The 17,877-nt window shown below is 74.9% G+C and carries 10 protein-coding genes; 2 read left to right on the top strand and 8 right to left on the bottom strand.

Features of this window, described 5'->3' with window-relative positions; all coding sequences use genetic code 11:
• The first annotated feature begins 408 nt into the window (after window positions 1-408).
• Window positions 409-4,707, top strand: coding sequence for a ricin-type beta-trefoil lectin domain protein (locus MUK52_RS31760; RefSeq protein ID WP_284581889.1), 4,299 nt, complete (start codon window positions 409-411; stop codon window positions 4,705-4,707).
• Between the two features lie 83 nt (window positions 4,708-4,790).
• Here the strand turns inward: MUK52_RS31760 and MUK52_RS31755 are convergent, their stop codons facing one another.
• Together MUK52_RS31755 and MUK52_RS31750 are read right to left on the bottom strand one after the other, a co-directional pair.
• Window positions 4,791-5,642, bottom strand: a complete 852-nt coding sequence (locus MUK52_RS31755) for a 4'-phosphopantetheinyl transferase family protein (protein WP_114059263.1) — start codon at window positions 5,640-5,642, stop codon at window positions 4,791-4,793.
• Between the two features lie 63 nt (window positions 5,643-5,705).
• Entirely contained in the window at window positions 5,706-7,538 is a 1,833-nt protein-coding gene (locus MUK52_RS31750; protein WP_284581888.1) for an acyl-CoA dehydrogenase family protein, read from the bottom strand.
• Between the two features lie 303 nt (window positions 7,539-7,841).
• Here MUK52_RS31750 and MUK52_RS31745 point away from each other — a divergent pair, with 303 nt between their 5' ends.
• Window positions 7,842-8,600 (top strand): thioesterase II family protein, encoded by a 759-nt coding sequence (locus MUK52_RS31745; protein ID WP_284581887.1) that lies wholly within the window; start codon window positions 7,842-7,844, stop codon window positions 8,598-8,600.
• Between the two features lie 7 nt (window positions 8,601-8,607).
• Here the strand turns inward: MUK52_RS31745 and MUK52_RS31740 are convergent, their stop codons facing one another.
• From MUK52_RS31740 to MUK52_RS31715, 6 genes are all read right to left on the bottom strand, one after another.
• Entirely contained in the window at window positions 8,608-10,896 is a 2,289-nt protein-coding gene (locus MUK52_RS31740; protein ID WP_284581886.1) for a condensation domain-containing protein, read from the bottom strand.
• 385 nt (window positions 10,897-11,281) lie between these two features.
• Window positions 11,282-12,238 carry an aromatase/cyclase gene (locus MUK52_RS31735; RefSeq protein ID WP_284581885.1) on the bottom strand — a complete coding sequence of 319 codons (957 nt, stop codon included), beginning with the start codon at window positions 12,236-12,238 and terminating at the stop codon, window positions 11,282-11,284.
• 127 nt (window positions 12,239-12,365) lie between these two features.
• Complete coding sequence (locus tag MUK52_RS31730; RefSeq protein ID WP_350206509.1) at window positions 12,366-13,379, bottom strand: aromatase/cyclase; 1,014 nt, start codon at window positions 13,377-13,379, stop codon at window positions 12,366-12,368.
• Between the two features lie 26 nt (window positions 13,380-13,405).
• Window positions 13,406-14,233 carry a 3-oxoacyl-ACP reductase FabG gene (gene fabG, locus MUK52_RS31725; protein WP_114059258.1) on the bottom strand — a complete coding sequence of 276 codons (828 nt, stop codon included), beginning with the start codon at window positions 14,231-14,233 and terminating at the stop codon, window positions 13,406-13,408.
• Window positions 14,230-16,095: an FAD-dependent oxidoreductase gene (locus MUK52_RS31720; RefSeq protein ID WP_284581884.1), complete on the bottom strand. Its 1,866-nt coding sequence runs from the start codon at window positions 16,093-16,095 to the stop codon at window positions 14,230-14,232. Before MUK52_RS31720 ends, fabG begins: the two co-directional genes overlap by 4 nt.
• Before the next feature lie 35 nt (window positions 16,096-16,130).
• A complete protein-coding gene (locus MUK52_RS31715; RefSeq protein WP_114059256.1) occupies window positions 16,131-17,801 on the bottom strand; it encodes a class I adenylate-forming enzyme family protein in 1,671 nt (556 codons plus the stop codon).
• Window positions 17,802-17,877 lie beyond the last annotated feature (76 nt).

Below are 17,877 nucleotides of genomic sequence, written 5' to 3'. Positions count from 1 at the left end.
GAGACGACAACGGCGAATGCCGCCACCGTCGCGACGCGGGCACGCCGCGGACGCGAGCGCGCGAAGAAAGCCCGTCTACGAGACAACCGAATCCCCCCACAGGACACCGAAGAACGCGAACTCCGGGGCAGACGCCACCCAGAGAGAACGCACCTTACGGAGAGGGCGTTCGATTTAGCAGCGGAGCCCTACATTCCCCTCACGTGACTCATATCACCCACGGGGCGCACCAGGGCGTTATCTCCCAAACCGATCACCCGGACCACGAAAACTCGTTGACAGAGTTGCAGTCGTGAAGAAATCGTGCGGTTGACTTCTGTCCGTCTCACAGCTCAGGGGGCAATGCACGTGAGGCCGTCTTCTCTCACACCGCGCACACCACGGCCAGGCGGCCGCAGACGGAGTGCCGTGCGCTCCGCACTGCTGCCCGTCGCCGGAGCGGTCGTCCTGTCGCTCGGAGCAGGCCTTGCCGCCGCTCCGCAAGCGGCGGCCGACGGCGGCGCCCGCGGCCACGGCCCGGGACACACCAGCTGGCCGGCGCCTCCACCCAAGCGTGCGCCGAGTGCGCTTGAGGCTGCCGTCGGCAAGGCCCTCGCCGGGGCCAGGAGCAGCGGAAAGCGGGTGGCGGTCACCGAGCTGACGACCGCGAGCAGTCAGACGTTCGCCAACCCGAGCGGCACGCTCACCACCGACACCAGCGCCGTACCGGAGCGGCTCAAAGGCCCGGACGGGCAGTGGCGCGCCCTCGACGCGACCCTCCGCACCACCCCGGACGGAACGGTCGTCCCGACCGCCGTCTCCTCGAAGCTGGGTTTCTCCGGCGGGGGCAGCGGCCCCATGGTCTCGATGGCCACCGGCGACGGTAAGACGCTGTCCTTCAAGGCCCCCTTCGCGCTGCCCAAACCGACCCTCGTCGGGGACAGCGCCTACTACCGCAACGTGCTGCCCGACGTCGACCTGCGGCTGAGCGCCGACCGGCAGGGCGGCTGGAGCCAGGTCCTGATCGTCCGCACCGCGCAGGCCGCCGCGAATCCGGCGGTCCGAACCATGCGCCTCGGCGTCGAGGCGGACGGCCTCGCCGTCAGCAGCGACTCGGCAGGCAACCTGGAAGTCAAGGACGACCAGGGCAGGACCCGTTTCACCAGCCCCACCTCCTTCATGTGGGACTCGGCGGCCTCGGCGCCGTCTGCGGCTGCCGGGGCCGCCCAGCGCCCGGGCAAGTCGGCCGGCGCCGACGCGCCGCAGTCGGCGCCGCCCGCGGACCAGCCGCCGTCGCCGTCCACCGCAGACGGTCCCGGCGCGGGAGCCTCCGTGAAGCAGGTGCGGACGAGCGTCGACGCCAAGGGCATCGAACTGGTCCCCGATGCGGAGCTGCTGAGCAAGGGCACCGGCCCCTGGTTCATCGACCCCGGCTGGAATCCCACGCTCGACAACCCCAACCAGGCCTGGGCCCAGGTCCAGGAGGCCTATCCGGACACCAACGAGTTCAACGGCACCGAGCACGGCCAGGACAAGCCGGCCACCGGCTACTGCGGCTACAACGTCGGCAACCCGCCCTGCACCGGCATCGGCCGCACCCGCGCCTACTTCCAGATCGGCGTCGACTCCCGCCTACACAACACCGAGGTCATCGCCGCGACGTTCTCCGCGACCGTCATCTCCTCGTCCAGCCCCAGCACATCCACCCCGATGGGCCTGTACTCCACCAACGCCATCGGGAACCCGACCAGTTGGAACCGGCAGCCCTGCGGCACCGCCTCCAGGATGCAGGGCTGCACCAAGGTGGGGCACACCAACATGTCGGGCACCGGCCAGATCGACTTCAACGTCACCGACCTGGTGAAGGGCGCCGTCCGCGGCAAGTGGCCCACCATCACCGTCGGCCTGGCCCCCGATGACGAGTACAACAAGTACTACCGGCAGCGCTACGAGAACACCCCGCACATCACGGTCGAGTACGACATCACGCCGACCGTGTGGTGGCCCCGCACCCGGCCCACCCCCGGTTTCGCCGGCTCCGGCTCGTACGCCGACTGCCGCACGCCCGGCACCGCGAACCCCTGGGACAACCCGGGCTGGGTGGGAGCCAACAACAACGTCACCCTCACCACGTCGACGTACTCCGCGACCGGACGGCAGCTCTACACCGGCTTCCAGTACTGGGATGACGATGACGGTGGCAAGAGCTCGTGGGCCGACTCCGGCTGGAACAGCAGCTACGGAGAAGTCACGGTCAACATCGGCGCCCTGACCGACGGACACCAGTACGGCTGGGTCGCCCGCACCACTGACGGCACCCTCACCAGCAGCGCCACCGAGATGTGTTTCTTCCGCGTCGACCGGACGCCGCCGACCGCAGTCGTCTCCTCCGCTGACTTCCCTGCCTCTGGCTCGCTCGACGCCCACCCCAAGCGGGTGGGCGAAGAAGGCACCTTCACCATCACGGGCACCGACCCGGCCCCCGCCGCCGGCAGCCGCACCTCGGGCCTGGCGTGCGCCCGCTGGACTACCGACCCCGCCAGAGCGGCGGCCGTCAACTGGAAGTGCACCGACACCGACACCGTCCGGCTCACCGACGGCAAGGCCGCCGTCAAGCTGACCCCCCGCCAGTGGGGCACCAACCACCTGTACGTCCAGACCCAGGACAACGCGGGCAACCTCTCCCAGCCCGTCGCCTACGGCTTCTACGTCCCCTCCTCCCCCGACAGCCCTGCCCCGGTCTTCGGGGACGTGACGGGCGACCGCAAGCCCGACGTCCTCCTGCCGGACAGCTCGGGCGCCCTGCGCGTCATCGGCGCCGGAACCGACCCGGCCGCATCCCCGAGCGCCCGCCCGCAGCTCGCGCCCGGGTGGAACGGCTGGAACGGCATCCGGACCACCCACCGCGGCAGCCTTGGCTTCAAGAACGTCGACGACCTCTTCGCCCACCAGCCCGGCCAGCCCGACCTCTACGTCTACCGCAACAGCGGGACCGGCGGCCTCCTGGACGGCACGGCACCCGTAGACGTCCCCAAGCCGGCCGGCTGTGCCACACCGGGCGGGGCGGCCCTCGACTGCGCCGCCCACGGATACGGTGCCGACTGGTCGAAGACGACACAGATCGCGGCTTTCGGCTCCCTCTCCGGTGACACGGCCAAGGACGGCGCGCTGAAGCGCACCTCCCTGCTGTTCGTCGAGAACGGACGGCTCTGGCTGGCCACTGCAGGTACGGCCAACCAGCTGGCCGGCCAAGCGATGCTGCTCTCCCCCAACGACAACCGCTGGGACGGCTACGAGCTGATCACCCCGGGGCGTGCCCAGGGCACCGACCTGCCGACCCTGTGGGCCCGTTCGAAGGCCGACGGCTCCCTGCACGCCTTCTCCGTCAAGGGCACGGCACAGGCGCCCGACCTCACCGGCTTCGGCGACCCGGCCGGTGGCGTCCTCGGCGGGAAGGTCGACCCGTCCCGCTACCCGCGGGTCGGCTCCGACGGCGACCTCACCGGAGACGGGATCCCCGACCTGTGGGCGGTCGACGAGAGCCACCAGGTCGTCGGCTTCAAGGGACTCGGCCAAGCCCCGAACGGGAGCTCCGTCCCGCATCCCACGGCGACCGGCATCGACACGACACCCACCTTCCTCGGCAACCTGCACCGGCCCTCCGCGCAGTGGAAGCTGAGCGAGCAGAACGGCACCACCGCCCCGGACGCCGTCGGCACCAACCACGCCACGGCGTCCGGCAGCGTCACGGTCGCCGCGTCCGAGGCCATCGGCGGCCGCTCCGTCCCGTACACGGCTTTCGACGGCAGGCAGTCACCGGCGACGCTCACCACGGCCCGGCCGGCGGTCGACACGCGCAAGAGCTTCACGCTCAGCACGTGGGCCAAGGCCGATGCGAGCGGCGGAATCATCGCCAGCCAGGACGGCAACCGCACCAGCACCTTCATCCTCTACCCCGACCGGAACTCCGGGCGCTGGTACTTCGCCCTGGCATGGGCGGACGCCGACGGCTGGCCGTTCGACTTCACCTCCACCACCAACGAAGCCGCCCGGTTCACGCCCGGCGCCTGGACCCGCCTGACCGCCGTCTACGACGCCGGCACCGGACGCATGAGCCTCTACGTCAACGGCGTCCTGGCCGGCAGCGGCCACCACCGGGCGTCGACGAGCCCCGCGCCGAGCGGCCCGCTCGTACTCGGGCGCTTCAAGGCCGACGGAGCAAGCCTGGACCACCTCCAGGCGGGCGGCATCAGCAACTTCGCCGTCTACTCCCATGCCGCCGCTCCGACCGCGCCTGACGCCGTGAGCCCCATCTCCCTGACCGGCGCCCCGTCGAACTGCGTCGACAACGACCACAACCGGACCGAGGACGGCAACAGGATCCAGATAGCGGCCTGCAACGGCACCGACGCACAGAAGTTCCAGGTCCGGGGTGACGGAACGATCCGGACCCAGGACACGTGGTGCCTCAACGCCGTGAACGCGGGCACCGCCAACACGACACCCATCGAGCTCCGCACCTGCGACAGCGGAGCCCCGAGCCAGCAGTTCCTGCCCCGGGCGGACGGCAACGTCTACCACCCGGCCTCCGGCCGCTGCCTGGACCTCGGCAGCATGAACACCACCCCGGGCACCCGGCTCTGGCTGTTCGACTGCAACCCCAGCGCCGCACAGCGGTGGACGGTGCCCGCACTGGGCACCGCCCCGCTGCCGGTACCCGCCTGGTAGCCGACGCACCACCGCACCACAGCGGCCGCTCCCCCGGCATCGGGGGAGCGGCCGCCTTCGTACGCGCCGGAATGCAACGGCTGTCACCCCGTCGCCAGGGCGTCCTCCACCGCCGCCATGAACGCCGGGTCCAGCATCGTGTCGACCGCCGTGTCGCGGGCCGTGTCCAGGCCCGTGTCGTGGCATGCCGTGCTCAGCAGGTAGCGGTCGGCCAGGACCGGGTGCGTCGCGAACGCCCATTCCCCGCCCGCGGCCGGGGTGCCGTCCGGGGCGATCAGGCCGCCGCCGGTCAGGCCGAAGCCGAACTCGGTGAAGCCGAGCTGGAGGCCCTGCCCGAGGGCCTTGGTGTACGCCTCCTTCAGCGTCCACAGCCGCAGCAGCTCCGCGGTCTGCCGCTCCCCCGACATGCGGGCGAGCTCGGCGTGTTCGGCGGGGGTGCACATGTGGCTGCGGAGCAGCTCGAAGGACATGCGGCGGTCGGCCGGCTCGACGTCGACCCCGATGCGGCCGGTGCGGCAGACGCCGACCGCGATGAGGTCGTCGGTGTGGCTCAGGCTGATGTCGATCTGGTCGAGCCCGCGGATGAACGGGCGCCCGCCCAGCTTGTACGCGAGGTCGAACGCGGCGGGGCCGGTGCACAGCGCGGCAGCCGCCGTGTACTTGATGATCATGCGGGAGGTCAGGAAGCGGTACCGGATCGCCGCGTCCGCGGTGCCGCGGTAGCGCTGCCAGTCACGGCCGAGCAGCGGGCGCAGGCCCGGCTCGGCGAGGGCCGCGGGCAGCCATTCTCCCCAGGTCGCGTACACGACGGCGCTGCCGTACCGGTCCAGTCCGCGGTGGACCTCGTCCCACGGCCCGTGCGGGCCGGGGACGTGGACGGGCGGCGCGATGCGCGTCGCGGTGCGCGGCGCGTCCGGTGCGGGGTGGTCCGGCATGGGCGGGCTCCTCCTGTGGGCGGTTCTGGGGCCGGTGCGGGCGGGCGGATGCTTCGCCGGGCGTCACCGTGCGAGCGGGAGCCCGTCGAGGTCGCAGCTGCGGCCGTCGCGGTAGCGCGCGGACAGTTCGGCGAGCATCCGGTCGAGGACGCCGTCGGGGAGTTCCGGCACGGGGATGCCCATGCGGCGGCCGATCCGCGTCAGGGCGAGTACGGCCCAGGCCGGGTCGGCGAGGAACGGGTCGCGGCCGTCCTGGGAACGGGACTCCCACACGCCGAGGACGCTTGCCGCGGCGAGGACGAGGGCGTACCGGTCGGAGAGGGTGACGACGGCCGGGTCGGTCAGCGACTCCCGCGTCTCGGGGATGCGCAGGCAGCGGGCGCGGAGCCCGCGCAGCTCGTTGACGAAGGTCTCGGCGAGTTCCGCGAGCGCGGCGAGGTCACTCGCGGGGCCGCCGTCGGCCCGGTGCGGTGCGAGGCGTTCGGCGGTGCCGGCGAGGGTGGCGGAGAGGAAGTCGTCGCCGCTGGCGATGCCGAGCAGCCGGTAGTCCAGTACGGGCAGGGGCGCGCCGGCGCGGAACAGCGCGGGCGGCGGCTCCTCGGCGCTGAACCAGGACCGCTCGGCGAGGCTGCGCAGCTGCGGGACGATGACGGCCTGGCAGGCGGCCGTCCCGGTGTGGCCGAGGCCGGCGACGGGCAGGTCGCGCACCAGCTTGTCGAGGGAGCCGTACTGGGGGCTGCGGTGCTCGTACCCGTGCGAGCCGAGGACGGACGCGAGGGCTTCGAGGTCCTCGCGCAGCAGGTCCGGCACGACGTACTTGACGGCGGCGGCCAGGACGTGGCTGCGCTCGGGCAGCAGGCTGAGCGCGCGCAGCGCGGTCGTCGCCATGCTGTCGCAGGCCAGCAGGTCGGCGAAGACGCCGGTGAGCGGCTTGTACCAGCGGCGTACGGTGCGCCCGCCGCGGCCGGGGGTGACGGCGCGGACGGCGGAGTGCAGGACGGTGTCGGCGGCGGCGACGGCCAGGGCGGGGATCAGGCAGCGGTTGACCTGGAAGGTGCGCAGCGCGAGGGCGACGCCTTCGCCGGGCCGGCCGACGAGGGCGGACGACGGGACGGGCGCGCCGGTGAACTCCAGGCCGGAGAACAGCCCGCCGCGCATGCCGGGGGTGGGGACGCGGGGCAGCCGGGTGACGGTGCCGGCGGGGAGGTCGGCGGGGTCGAGGAGGAGCACGGAGTGGCTGCGGGGGCCGCGTTCGGGCGCGGTGCGGGCCCAGACGACCCAGGCGGCGGAGCGGGACGCGTTCATGATGACGTCCTTGCGCCCGCTGAGGGTGTAGCCGGAGCGGCCGGGGGTGGCGGTGAACTCGTCGCGGAGGATGGCGTTGGCGTGGGCGACCTCGTGGTGGACGATCGAGGCGCGGCCGCCGCGCAGGAGCAGCCCGGCGGTGTCGGCGCGCTGCCGTTCGGTGCCGGCGGCCCAGACGGCGGCGGTGCCGAAGAGCGAGGTGATGCCGTAGCCGAAGCCGAGGGCGACGTCGCGGCGGAAGACGGGGCGGAGCACTTTGGCGAGCAGGTCGGCGCGGGTGAGGCGGCCGCCGAACTCGGCGGGCACGAACTCGGCGCCGAGGCGTGCGTCGGTAAGCAACTGCTCGGTGGCTGCGGGGGGTTCGCCGCGAGTGTCGGCAGCGAGGAGCTCGGCCAGGCCGTGCGGGTTGGCGGGGTCGAGCGGGTCGCCGAGCAGCGCGTCGAGCCGCGCGGCGCGGGCAAGGGCGGCGGCCTCCTCGGGAGCAACGGCGGGCGCCCCGGCGGGGACCGCGGCGACCCGGCCCGGCGCCGTGCCGGCGGGGCCGGGGACGGCGGCAGCGGTACCGGCGGTGGTCTCGGTCGTCGTGGCCATGGCGGCGTGGATCAGCTCCTTCGTCACAGGGCTCGGGGGGCTCGGCCTCACGGAGCCGCGGGGCCGGGCTGTTCCGTGGCCGGTCCGTAGCTGGTCCGTACGGACGACCAGCGTCGCGACGCCCGCTCGACGTTCACTCGAACCCCCGTCCAATCCCCTCCACTCGCGTCGAACCCCCGCACGGTCAGGCTGCAACGTGCAGCCGGTTGTGCCGACGCCATCCCCGCTCAAGGGAGGTTCGAAGGGGGCACGATGCGGGGTGGGGAGATTGGCCCGTGCCAGTGGATGCGTACGGGAGGTGCGATGAGCGCGAGGAGCGCGGGCGGGGCGTGGGTGCGCCGGTTCCATCCGGCGCCGGAGGCGGCGGTGCGGTTGGTGTGCCTGCCTCACTCCGGGGGGTCGGCCAGCTACTTCTTCCCGTTCTCGCGGGCGCTCTCCCCCGCCCTGGAGGTGCTCACCGTCCAGTACCCGGGGCGGGGCGACCGGCGGGCGGAGCCGTTCGTGACGGACGTGCAGGAGATGGCGGACCGGGTGTACGCCGAGCTGCTGTCCTGGTCGGACCGGCCGCTCGCGTTCTTCGGGCACAGCATCGGCGCGACCGTCGGCTTCGAGGTGGCGCTGCGGCTGGAGGCGGCGGGCATCGAGCCGCTCGTGCTGTTCGCGTCGAGCCGCCGGGCGCCGTCGACGCACCGGGAGGGCGAGTACGACAACATCGGCGACGACGAGTGGGTGCTGTCCACCGTGAAGGACCTGGGCGGCACTCCGGACGAGCTGCTGACGGACGACCGGCTGCTGCGGATGAGCCTGCCCGTGCTGCGGGCCGACTACGAGGCCGCGCGGTCCTACCGGTACCGGCCCGGGCCGCCGCTGCGCTGCCCGATCGTGGCGTTGGTCGGGCAGCGCGACACGAAGGTGTCGCTGCGCGAGGCGGCGGCCTGGCGCGGGCACACGGACGCGGAGACCGAGTTCCACTGGTTCGACGGCGGGCACTTCTACCTCAACGACCACGTTGACGATGTGGTGGGGCTTGTTCGGAAGCAGTTGCTGCCCGCCGCTGTCTGAGTGGTCGTCAGTCGCCGTCGGTGGGCGGTGCCGCCGTGCGCAGGGTGCGGGCGAGGCCGCGGGCCGAAGCGGCGACGGCCACGGGCGGCGGGCGCCAGCCGTGCGCGCCGATGCGCCGTGCGATCTCGTACGCGAGCTGCCCGCCGCCGGAGTGGCCGCCGAGGAGCAGCGGTTCCCCGGCGGCGAGTGCGGGCCGCAGGGCGCGCAGGCAGGCGGCGGCGTCCGCGGGCGGCGGGACGGTGGCGAGGGCCTGCGGGCCGCGGTAGGCGTCGGCGACGCCGGCGTAGCAGTCGGCGGTCGCGCCGGGCGGCGGGACGAGCAGGACCGTTCCGGCGCCGGGGTGCGCGGCCGACCGCAGCTCGACCAGGCCGGTGCCGCGGGCCGCGGGCGGGGCTGCCGGCGTGGCCGGCCCGGCCGCCTCCGCGAGAAGGCGCAGGAACTGCCTGGCGGGCGTGGTGCCGTCGGTGTCGGCCGGGAGCTCGCGCAGCAGCAGCGCGGTCTGCGCGAGCGCCGCCTCGGCCTCCGCGTCGGGGATGCGGGTGCGGTCGTTCACGGCGGTCAGCACCAGCCCGCCCTCGCAGTCGTGGTGCGCGCGGATGCTGATCGGCAGCGCCGTGTACGCGTCGACGGCCTGCGGCCGCCCCAGCTGTACGCCCTCCTCGGCGAGCTCGGCCTCCACCGCGGCCGGCGGCCCGGGATGGAAGGGCGGGCCCGCCGGGGGGTCGAACGCGAGCAGCGAGGCGGTGAGTTCGCTGTCGGCGCCGCGGCCGCTCCAGGTGTGGATCTGCCCGTGCGACACCCATTCGTACGAGGAAGCCCCGAGCGTCGCCCCGGCCAGGTCCGCCAGCAGCCGAACGACAGGCGCCGACGGGTCGACGCGGACGTGCAGCGGCAGCGGCCCCTGGAGCGGGGCGGGCAGGCCGGCGGCGCCGCGCAGGGTGATGCCGCGCCCGGACGCGGCGACGGCGAACGCGACCGGCGACGGCCGGAACCCGGAGCCCGTCCCGCGGTGCAGCAGCAGCGCCCAGGCGGCGCCGAGCGCGGTGGACTCGGCGGCGCCGTGCCGTGCGGCCCATTCGCGCAGCCGGACTGCTTCGCCGGGGGTCAGCCGGATACGGGCGCGGCCGTGTCCGGTGCGGGCGGGCCCGGTGCGGGCGGGCCGGTCGCCGCGAGCCGCGACGGCGGCGGCCGCGGTGGGGGGCAGGGTGCGGGAGTCGGCCGGGGGGACGGCGCGGGCCCAGTAGGCGCGGGGGGCGGTGTCGTCCTGGCGGGCGAGCCAGTCGAGGTGGTCGCGGACGTCGGGGCGGCGTTCGCCGCCGTGGGTGCGGCCGGCGGCGAGATAGGCGCGGTAGAAGGAGCGCAGCAGCAGCCGGACGCTCCACCCGTCGAGCAGGGCGTGGTGGAAGGTGAGGATGACGCGGGTGGGGCCGGCGGGGCCGGCCTGCTCGTCGAGCAGCGCGATGCGCAGCGGGCCGGGGCGGTGCAGGTCGAAGGGGCGGAGGCGTTCGCCGACGAGCAGCGAGTGCCAGTCGGCGGAGCCGTACGGGTGGCGTACGGGGTCGGGGGCGGCCTCCGGGTGTACGACGACGCACGGCCCGGCGGCGGCCGAGTCGGCGGCGTGCTCGGCGAACGCGGCCCGCAGCACGGGCTCCTGCGCGGCCACCGCCCGCCAGGCGTCGCGGAAGCGGCGGGTGTCCAGGGGCCCGTACCAGCGCCAGTGCAGCTGCTCGACGTGCAGCGGCGCGGCACCGGACCGCGCGGTGAGCGCGTCGAGCAGCACTTCCCGCTGCCGGGGGGCTGCGGGCAGTCCGGCAGGGGGTACGGCCGCGGCCCGGCCGCGCCCGGCCCGCGCGGCCGCGGCACCGGCCCCAGCCGTCGCAGTGCCCGCACTGGCCACACCAGCGACACCAAACGCGCCTGCCGCGCCTGCCGCGCCTACCGCCGCTGTCCCCGCCCCTGCGCCCGCCCCCCGCGACGCGGTGCCGTGCGCGGGCAGGGGGTGCTCCGCCGGCAGCCCTGCCGCGTCGTCCCGTGCGGCGGCGGCCGGCACTGCCGCGTCCGCAGCAGCTGGGGTCTGCGGCGGCGGGGCGGTCAGCAGGTCGGCGAGGGCGCCTGCCGGGCAGTCGCCCGACTCCAGGCGCAGGGTGTGGTGGGTCGCGGAGTGCCGGTGCAGGGTGTGGGCGCTCGGCGGGAGTGCCGCGAGCGCGGCCTCCAGGGCGTCCGGGTCAAGTGGGCCGCGCAGGTCCAGGGCCGGTGCGGGACCTGGGGCGATGACCACGGTCAGGGCGGCTGCCATCGGTACCCCTCCTCGGCGTGGGCCTGCAAAGGGGACCATGATGCATGCCTCTGCCACGTATCGCTGACACGGCCTGACGCGCCGCCGGGGTGACGGCGGAGCCCCGCCGGAGGGGGCGTGGGTGGAAGGGTTCCGGCGGGGCCCTGCCGTGCCGCGGCCGCAGGTACCGCGGGTCCGGGGCCGGCCCGCAGGGAGCGGCGGGCCGGGGGTTGCGGCCGGTTCCGGCAGGCAGCCGACCAGCGGCGGGCGGGTCTGTGGCAGCGGGGGCGGCGGGGGCAGCGGGGGCGGCGGGGGCGGCGGTGGCAGCGGTGGCAGCGGTGGCAGCGGTGGCAGCGGGGCCGTGACAGTGGCGGCAGCGGCCGAGGGGGGGCGCCCTGGCCCTCCGCTACAGCATCCGCACCGCCGTCTCCGCGTGCTGCTTCGCCAGGGCCAGCGTCGCCGTGCTGTTGCGGCCCAGCGCCTCGCGGACGTACGCGCGTGCCTGTGCCGGCGTCGTGCCGGTGCCCAGTACGCGCTCCACCGCGTCCTCGCGCAGCAGGACGCTGTGCTGCGAGACCGCGGTGACGCCCGTCTCGTCCGGGATGACCGACCACTCCCCCGTGTGCGCGGCCATCAGCGCGGGCGTGGCCGTCTGCTTGTAGACGATGCGGCCGGCGTGCGGGAAGCAGACCCGTACCGACTCCGTGGTGTGCACCGAGCCGTCCGCGGTCAGGGTGTCCATCGCCATCAGCTGCACCCCCGGCTCGTCCTCCCTGACGTCGAGCCGGGAGACGTGCGGCAGCAGCCGCGGCCAGTCGGCGACGTCGTACAGGAAGGCGTAGACGAGGTCCGCGGGGCCGTCGACGCGGACGGAGTCCTCGAAGGTGAGGAGCAGGTCGTCCAGGCGGCTCCACTGCTCGGCGGTCTCCTTCAGCTGCGCGAGCTCCGCGCGGCTGTTGGTGTCGGTGGCCCGCCGGACCCATGCGGCGTCCGCGGCCCGGTCCCCGTCGACGGTGAAGTCGTGTTCGAGGAGCAGGCGGCAGCGGCCCGGCCCGCGTGGCTCGACCGTCCAGCTGCCGCCCATGGCCGTGGTGGGGGCCGCGGGCAGCTCGTGCCGGAAGTCGATGCGGTGCCGGGTGGCGTCGAGGGTTCGGCGGGAGAGCCAGGACCGGACGGTTCCGTTCGCCGTGGCCCACATGTGGAACCGGTCGTGGACGCCGTCGAAGTCCAGGCGCTCCACGTGAATGCTCGCGGGGACGAACAACGGCCACTGGGTCGTGTCCGCCACCAGCCCGTAGACCACGCCGGCCGGCGCGGCGACGTCCATGGTGTAGGACGCGCGGTGCACTCGCTGGACAGCCATCACACACCTCTCTCACGCTTGATGCAGAGTCTGTCGGCATCCGCTGGAGCCCCCGTGGAGCCGTCTTGGAGCCGCAGGCCGCCGGCCGCCAGGCCCTGCGCGGCTACGCCGCCCGGCCGTTGCGCGGTTAGGCCGCCCGCACGGCCGGCTCCGCCGCGCGGGCCGCCGCCGCGCGCGCCGCGGCCTCCGCGTCCCGTTTCGCGTGCGTCATCGTCACCGTGCTGTTGCGGCCCAGCGCGTCGCGTACGTAGCGCCGGGCCGCCGCCAGGTCGGCGGTCGGGCCCAGGACCCGTGTCACGGCGTCCGGCCGCAGGACGACGCCGTGGCGGGAGGTCACCGTCGAGCCGCGGGCGTCGCCGGCGACCGTCCAGGCGCCGGTGTGCGCGGACATGAGGGCCGGCGGCCGGGTCTGCTTGTAGACGATGCGGCCCTCCTCGGGGAAGCACACCCGCACCGACTCGGTGGTGTGCGACGACCCGTCCGCGGTCAGCGTGTCCATCGCGAGCAGCTGCACCCCGGGGAGGGCCGGGTCCTCGGTGAGGTCGAGGCGCGCGACGTGCGGCAGCAGTACGGGCCACCGGTCGGCCCGCTCCAGGAAGGCGTACACCCGCTCCGGCGGGGCCTCCACGCGGACGGTGTCCTCGAAGGTCATCACGAGCTGGTCCATCAGCGCCCACCCGCCGGCGATGCGGGCGAGGCTGTCGAGTTCGGCGCGGCTGTTGGCGTCGGTGGCGCGCTCGACCCAGGCGATGTCCTCGGGGCTGTCGCCGCTGACCCGGAAGTCGTGCAGCAGCGTCAGCCGGCACCGGTCGCCGCCCAGCGGCTCCACCTCCCACGTGCCGGTCATCTCGCTCAGCGGCGGCGCGGCGGCTTCCTGCCGGAACTCGATGCGGCGGTTCCCGGCGTCGAGGACGCGGCGCGAGGTCCACGTCTTGACCTGGCCGTTGGCGGTGGCCCACATCCGCAGGTGCTCGTGCGTCCCGTCGTGGGCGAGGCGGTCCACGTGCACGTTGGGCGGGAAGAGCAGCGGCCACTGCACGGGGTCGGCAATGAGCCCGTAGACGACGCCTGCCGGCGCGTCGACCTCGATGTCGTGCACCGTGCGGTGCATCTCCCCCACTGCGCCGGCGATCTTCGTCACGGTCCCTGCCGCCCCTCTTTCCGCCATCAGAAGTTCCCCAGTCCGCCGCAGACGTTGAGCGCCTGCGCCGTCACCGATGCCGCCAGGTCCGTGGTCAGGTAGCCGACCATCGCCGCGACCTCGTCGGGTGTCGCGTACCGGCCGAGCGGGATCTTCGCCTCGAACTGCTCCTGCACGTCCTCGACGGTCGTCCCCCACGCCGCCGCGTACCCGGCGCGCACCCGCTCCGCCATGGGCGTCTCGACGTACCCGGGGCAGACGGCGTTCACGGTGACCCCCGTCGGCGCGAGCTCCTTGCCGAGGGCCTTGGTGAAGCCGACGACGGCGTGCTTGGAGGCCGAGTAGGGCGCGCCGAGCAGGACGCCCTGCTTGCCGGCCGTGGAGGCGATGTTGATGATCCGGCCGTTCGCGGCGTCCGCGAGGCCGCCGTTGCGCAGCACCTCCCGCGTCAGCAGGAAGACGCCGTTCAGGTTGGTGTCGATGACGTCGTACCAGAGCTCGTCGCTGATCCCGGCGGTCGGCCCGCCGCCGCTGCGTCCCGCGTTGTTGACGAGGACGCCGATCGGTCCGAACCGCGCGACGCAGGCCGCGACGAGCGCGGCGACCGACTCGCCGGAGCGGACGTCGGCGGCGGTGCCGTCGACGTCGAGTCCTTCGGCTCGCAGTTCGGCGACGGTCTGCTCGACGGCCTCGGCGGTACGGGCGCACAGGAAGACGCGGTGGCCGCGCCGGCCGAGGTCGCGGGCCACGGCGAGGCCGATGCCGCTCGTGCCGCCGGTGACCAGGGCGACCGGCCGGCGGGACTCCCGCGCCGGTGCCGGTGCCGGTGCCGATGCCGGTGTCGGTGCTGTCATCGCTGTCCCTCCAGGACTCGTGGTGTGGACTCGACCGTGTCGCGGACCGCTGGAGATCCGCCGGACACCTGCTGGAGGGCCTGCCGGCGCTGCTGCTCCGCCTGCGCCTCGGCCCGTGCCTCCGCCCGCGCCTCGGCGTACGGGCGCAGCTCGTGGACCTCGGCGAGCCGGCCCAGCGGGGCGAGCGCCCGCTCCAGGGCCTGCCAGCCGAGGACGGGCCCGCCGGCGGCGACGTACCCGTCGGGCCGGATGAGGAGCCAGCCGCCCGGTGCGAGGGCGAGGGTGCGGCGCAGCAGGCCGTCGGGGTCGGGCAGCGGGTCGGGGCCGCGGCCGGCGGTGTCGCCGACGGTGCGTACGGAGAGCCAGTCGGCGTGTTCGGCGGCGGTGGCGCGGGCGACGCGGAGGGCTTCGCCGGGTCCGGCGGCGGCCCACAGCAGGGTCCAGCGGGGGTCGCGGAGTTCGGCGGTGAGGGCCTGGGCGCCGGGGGCGTCGGGGTGCCGGGCGGCGGCGGCCGCGGCGCGGGTCCCGGCGGGCAGGCCGGGCCCGGTGACGGGGGTGGACAGGGGGCTGTCGGGGTAGGCGAGGCGGAGCCCGGACATGCCGCCGAGGACCTTGCGCTGGATGGCCCGGCGCAGTGGGGTGATGTTGCGGACGAAGGTGAAGACGACGGGCAGGGCGACGCCGGCGAGCCGGTTCTTGAACTGGACGAGGAAGGTGGCCTTGCGGGTGGAGCCGAGCAGCGCCCGCCCGACGGGGACGCGCTCCATGCCGTACGTGGCCAGCAGCTCGGGTCCGGCCTGCCCGCGGTCGGCCATGGCGAGCTTCCAGCCGAGGTTGTACGCCTCCTGGATGCCGGTGTTCATGCCCTGCCCGGAGGCGGGGCTGTGGACGTGGGCGGCGTCGCCGGCGACGAAGCAGCGGCCTTCCCGCATACGGGGGACCATGCGCTGCTGGAAGGTGAAGACGGAGCTCCAGGCGGGTTCGCCGACGGTGACGGGGCGGCCGAGGCCGGCGCTGAGCTTGCGGGAGAAGCGTGCGGCGACGTCCGCCGGGTCGTAGGCGTCGCCGGGGCGGCGTACGGGTGCGGTGTCGAGCAGCCGCCACCGCCCGGCCTCCTGGTAGGGGACCATCATCAGGGCCTGGCCGCCGGTGTGCGCCCAGTAGATGGTGTCGGGCGGGAGGTCGGTCTCGACGGCGGCGTCGGCGAGCTCCCAGGTGTCGCGGGATTCGCCGATCAGGGGGAGGCCGAGCTGTTTGCGGACGGTGCTGTGGCCGCCGTCGCAGCCGACGAGCCAGGGGACCTCGTACTCCTCGCGGGTGCCGTCGGCGTGTTCGAGGGTGGCGCGGACGGCGGTGTCGTCCTGGTCGAGGGCGGTGAGGCGGACGCCCCATTCGACGGTGACGCCGAGCCGGGCGACGGCCTCGCGCAGCAGTTCCTCGGTGCGGGTCTGCTCGATGACGAGGCTGTACGGGTGCCGGGTCGGCATCGTCTCGTAGTCGGCTTCGAGGCGGACGAGGCGCCGGCCGGAGGCGTACATGGTGAAGGCCTGGTTGCGGCGGCCGGCGGCGAGGAAGGCGTCGGCCAGGCCCATCTGGTCGAACGTCTCCAGGGTGCGGGGGTGGACGGCGACGGCGCGGCTGGTGGCGGCGGGGCCGGGCGCGGCGTCGACGAGCCGTACGGGCAGGCCGCGGCGGGCGAGTTCGTGGGCGGCGGTGAGGCCGACGGGGCCCGCGCCGACGACGAGGACGCGGGCGGCCCGGCCGGCGGGCGGCTCGGCGGGCGTGCCGGTGGCGGCCCGCAGGGCGGTGGTGTGCCGCGGGGCGGTGGTGTGCGGCGGGGGCGTGGTGGTCCGGGTCCGCATGGCGGTGGCTCCTTGTGTCTGGCGGTTCGGGCGGGTCACAGGACGGCCTCGGCGGCGTCCGGGGCGGCAACGGCGGCGGCCCCGGCGGCCCCGGGCGCCCCGGCGGCCGCTTCGGCGGCGGCGCGGGCCCGGATGTCCTTGCGGAGGGCGGCGCGCTCGGGCTTGCCGGCGTGGTTGCGGGGGACGGCGTCGAGGATGTCGACGCGGCGGATCTGCTCGAAGCCGGCGAGGCGCTCGTTGGCGCCCTCCACGACCGCGTCGGCGAGGTCGAGGCGGCGGGCGGCGGGTGCGGCCGCGTCGCGCAGGACGAGCCCGAGCCAGACGACGGCCCCGTGGACGGGGTCGGGCCAGCCTGCGGCGACGCAGTCGGCGACGCGCGGGTCGGCGGCGACGATCCGCTCGACGGCGGTCGGCGAGACGAGTTCGTTGTCGTACTTGAAGACGTCGCCGAGGCGGTCGACGAGGAACAGCGAGCCGTCCTCGGTGCGGTAGCCGACGTCTCCGGTGGAGAACCACCCGTCGGGGGCGAGGGCGGGGCAGGGCCGGTCCAGGTAGCCGGCCGTCACCTGCGGCCCGCGGACCTGCACCTCGCCGGTGGCGTACACGTCGAGCGGGGTCCGCGTCTCCAGGTGGACGATGCGGAACTCGGTGCCCGGTACGGCCTTCCCCACGGAGCCCGGCTTCGGGTCGTGCGGGTCCTGGCAGTGCGAGAGCGGCGACAGCTCGGCCATCCCGTATCCCTGGACGACGGGCACGCCGAGCCGCTCCTCCAGGGCGCGGGCGGCGCTCGGCGCGAGCGCGCTCCCCCCGGACAGGACGGCGGTCAGGCTCGTCCCTGCCGGGAAGGGGCCGGCGAGCCGGTCGTCGGCGGCGAGGGCGTGCAGGCGGGCGGGGAGCCCGTAGTAGTGCGTGGCGGACACCTCGGCGGCCAGCGCGAGCGAGGCGACCGGGTCGGGGTCGGGGCACAGCACCTGGAAGGAGCCGGCGAAGACCGCCGAGTTGAGGTGCATCACGTGGTACAGGGGGAGGTGGTTGAGGGTGACGGAGTCGCTGCCGAGCCGGTGCGCGGCGGCGATCTGTGCGGCGTTCGCGACAAGGTTGCGGTGGCTGAGGCGGACGCCCTTGGGGCGGCCGGTGGTGCCGGTGGTGAACTGGATGCATGCGTCGGCGTCGAGGTCGGCCCGCCCCGGCGGCAGGCAGGCCCGCTCGGCGGCCGAGTCCAGGACGGCGGCCAGCGGCAGGGCGTCGCCGGGGACGACCCCGTCCGGCGCGTCGGTCACGACGACGGTGCGCAGCGCGGGCAGCCGGTCGGCGAGTTTCAGCAGCGTCTCGGCGGTCGCGGTGGGCACGAAGGCGATCTCGACGGCGGCGGCGGTGCACACGTGCAGCAGGCCCGCCTCCTTGAGCAGCGGGTTGACCAGCACGGCCGTGTTGCCGCTGCGCACGGCCCCGTAGTAGGCGGCGGCGAAGCCGGCGTCGAGGGTGTTGGCGACGCCGATGCGGGCGCCGCGGCGGCCGCAGGCCTCCTCCAGCCAGGCGGCGATCCGGTCGGTGCGGGCGTCGAGTTCGGCGAACGTGGCGGTCCCGGCCCCGCCGGCGCGCCCGCGGCCGCGGCCCGCGCGGATCGCCCAGCCGGCGGGGTCCCGGACGGCTGCGCGGCGCAGCAGGCCGTCCAAGGGGAGTTGCGGGTACACGAGTGTCGGCATGGTGCGTCCTCCTGCTGGCTCCCGATGGGGCGGTCGCGGCTGCGGCACGCTCACCACCCTGGGGAGGAGTGCTTGA

The sequence above is a fragment of the Streptomyces sp. 2P-4 genome, from assembly GCF_030167965.1.
Taxonomy (GTDB): domain Bacteria; phylum Actinomycetota; class Actinomycetes; order Streptomycetales; family Streptomycetaceae; genus Streptomyces; species Streptomyces globosus_A.
This window is presented reverse-complemented; position numbering and strand designations above follow the sequence as displayed.